The sequence below is a fragment of the Streptomyces panaciradicis genome (assembly GCF_023516615.1).
GTDB classification, from domain to species: Bacteria; Actinomycetota; Actinomycetes; order Streptomycetales; family Streptomycetaceae; genus Streptomyces; species Streptomyces panaciradicis.
In genome coordinates, this window is record NZ_JAMGBF010000191.1 from 1 (window position 1) to 2,234 (window position 2,234).

At 75.0% G+C, this 2,234-nt stretch carries 2 protein-coding genes and 2 pseudogenes; 3 read left to right on the forward strand and 1 reads right to left on the reverse strand.

The features are described 5' to 3' along the window. Nucleotides 1–537, reverse strand: a pseudogene (locus M8J74_RS39545) (molybdopterin-binding oxidoreductase); the annotation flags it as partial. A gap of 250 nt (nucleotides 538–787) precedes the next feature. Between M8J74_RS39545 and M8J74_RS39550 the strand changes: the two are divergent. From M8J74_RS39550 to M8J74_RS39560, 3 genes and pseudogenes are all read left to right on the forward strand, one after another. Then, a complete protein-coding gene (locus tag M8J74_RS39550) occupies nucleotides 788–1,372 on the forward strand; it encodes an RNA polymerase sigma factor (protein WP_249841065.1) in 585 nt (194 codons plus the stop codon). Further along, complete coding sequence (locus tag M8J74_RS39555) at nucleotides 1,369–2,001, forward strand: Asp23/Gls24 family envelope stress response protein (protein ID WP_249841066.1); 633 nt, start codon at nucleotides 1,369–1,371, stop codon at nucleotides 1,999–2,001. The genes M8J74_RS39550 and M8J74_RS39555 overlap by 4 nt, the downstream gene beginning before the upstream one ends. Then, a pseudogene (locus M8J74_RS39560) lies at nucleotides 1,998–2,234 on the forward strand (hypothetical protein); the annotation flags it as partial. The gene M8J74_RS39555 and the pseudogene M8J74_RS39560, both read left to right, overlap by 4 nt.

Sequence of the window (2,234 nt, forward strand, 5' to 3'; positions counted from 1 at the left end):
GATCACGAACCCGCGCCGGTCCCACCCCGGGTCGTCGGAGGCCGCCGCCGGCGCGGCCGTGGCCGGCTCACGCCTGGGTGTGAGGCGGCCCGCGAGGACGTAGAGCAGCGCCGCGCCGACGACGGCCCCGACGACCGAGGGCAGCGCGTCCGCGGCGCCGCCGGAGTCGGGACGGGTGGTCGCCGCGGCCGCGCCGACCACGCCGAACAGCAGCACTCCGAGGGCGGCGGTGCGCCGGAAACGCAGCGCGGCAATTCCCAGCAGCAGCGCGAAAAGCGTCAGTACCGCGAGAATTCCCAGCTGCAGAACGAGTTTGTCGTCGGCGCCGAAATGGCGGATCGCCCAGTCCTTCACGGCGGCGGGCGTGCGGTCGATAGCCGCGCCGCCCACCGCCACGACGGGACCGGCCTGCGGCCGGACCAGACCGGCCACCGCCTCGGCGAACGCGAGCGCCGCGAAGCCCGCCAGCACACCGCTGAGGGCTCCCAGCGCCACCGCGGCCGGCCGGATTCGGCGTTCCTTCTCGTTCTCGGTCACGTGGGGAATCCGGGCCCCGAGGCCGCCCGGATTGGCCGTACCCCCGATCTGATGAATTCTTTTTTCCGACCAATCCGAGCCCGCACCGGCTACGGATGAAGAAAAAGCAAACGCACTTCCGCTCCCCGAATCGCCTGCCCGCTTCCACCCGCCCCGGCATCCGTCCGGGCCCCGGCCACGGAAGTGCTCCGTAACAACGAGGGCCCGGCGCTGTCCAACCTTCGGAAGAACGGACGAGAGGAGCCGCCCCGTGGCGGGGTCCCGTACCCAGAGCACACCAGCGGCCGGCCGGGCAGGTACCGACGACGCCCTGCTGGCGGTCCGCGCCGCCGAAGGCGACGAGGACGCCTTCGCCCTGCTGGTGCGGCGCCATGCCCCGGCGCTGCTGCGGCTGGCGACGAGTCTGCTCGGCAACCGGGCAGAGGCGGAGGACGCCGTACAGGACGCCTTCCTCAGCGCCTGGCGGCGGCTGCCCGGGTTCGAGGGCCGCTCCGCGTTCGGCACCTGGATGTACCGCATCGTCACCAACCGCTGCCTGAACGTGCTGCGGGCCCGCAAGCCGGTGACCCCGCTGGAGGCGGCGGGCGACCTGCCCGCCGCCGAGCACACCGCGTCCCCGGCCCGCATCACCGAGGCCCGCGACGCGGTCCGGGAGCTGCGGGAGGCCCTCGGCGGGCTGTCGCCCGAGCAGCGGGCCTGCTGGGTGCTGCGCGAACTGGACGGCCGGTCCTACGAGTTCATCGCGGACACGGTCGGAATCAGCCAGGATGCCGTCCGGGCCCGGGTCTTCCGCGCACGCCGTTGTCTGACACAAGCACTGGGGGCCTGGCGATGACCGCTCACACCGACCCGCCGAACAGCGCCGTCACCCCGGGGGACGACGACGAACTCCTGCCGTGCGGACGGCTGTTGTCGCACACCTGGCGGGCCTGGGAGGAACAGGCCGACGACGCCCACGTACGGTCCTGCCCGTACTGCCGGCAGGCCGTCGGTGAACTCGACCGGCTGGAGTCCGCGGTGCGCGGCCTGCGCGACGACACGGCGGACGCCGCCGCCCGGGACGCCGAGCCGCTGACGCGGCGCGTCATGGACGTCGTACGCCTCGAACTGCGTCCCGGCCGTCCGCTGCCCCTGGGGGAGCCCGCGGAGGACCTGTGGGTCATGGAGGCGGTCGCGGCACGGGTGCTGCGCGCCGCCGCCGAGACCGTCCCGGGCGTCCGGGCGGGCTCCTGCCGCCTCCTGGACGGCCGCGAGGACGGCACGCCGGACGGCGCCGTGCTGGCCCGCCTCGACATCCACGCCCCGGTCGACGCCTTCCTGCCGGAGGTCGCCGAGCAGGTGCGCCGGCGGGTGCGGGAGGCGGCGGACCGCGAGCTGGGCATGCCGCTGGCGGCCGTGGACATCCGTGTCATCGATCTCGTCGCCGCACCGGCAGACGACGACCAGGAAGGCCCCACCCCATGACCGTGCACAGCGCGCACACGACGCTCGTCGAGGAGGCCGCCGCGGCGGCGGAGGGCGTGCCCGGGGTGGCCTTCCTCAAGCCGGGGCTGGCCGAGCGGCTGCGCTCCGCGCTGTCCCGTCCGGCGCCGCCCGCGGGCCGGGCCCGGCCCGCGGGGGTGCGGATGACCGCGGACGGCGACGACGGCGCCTGGCACGTGGAGATCCAGGTCGTCGTGGACCGGCAGGCCAGGGCG

What these genes read in the sequence shown, in the direction of transcription:
- M8J74_RS39555 (WP_249841066.1), top strand. Translation starts at nt 1,369, where the DNA reads ATGACCGCTCACACCGACCCGCCGAACAGCGCCGTCACCCCGGGGGAC.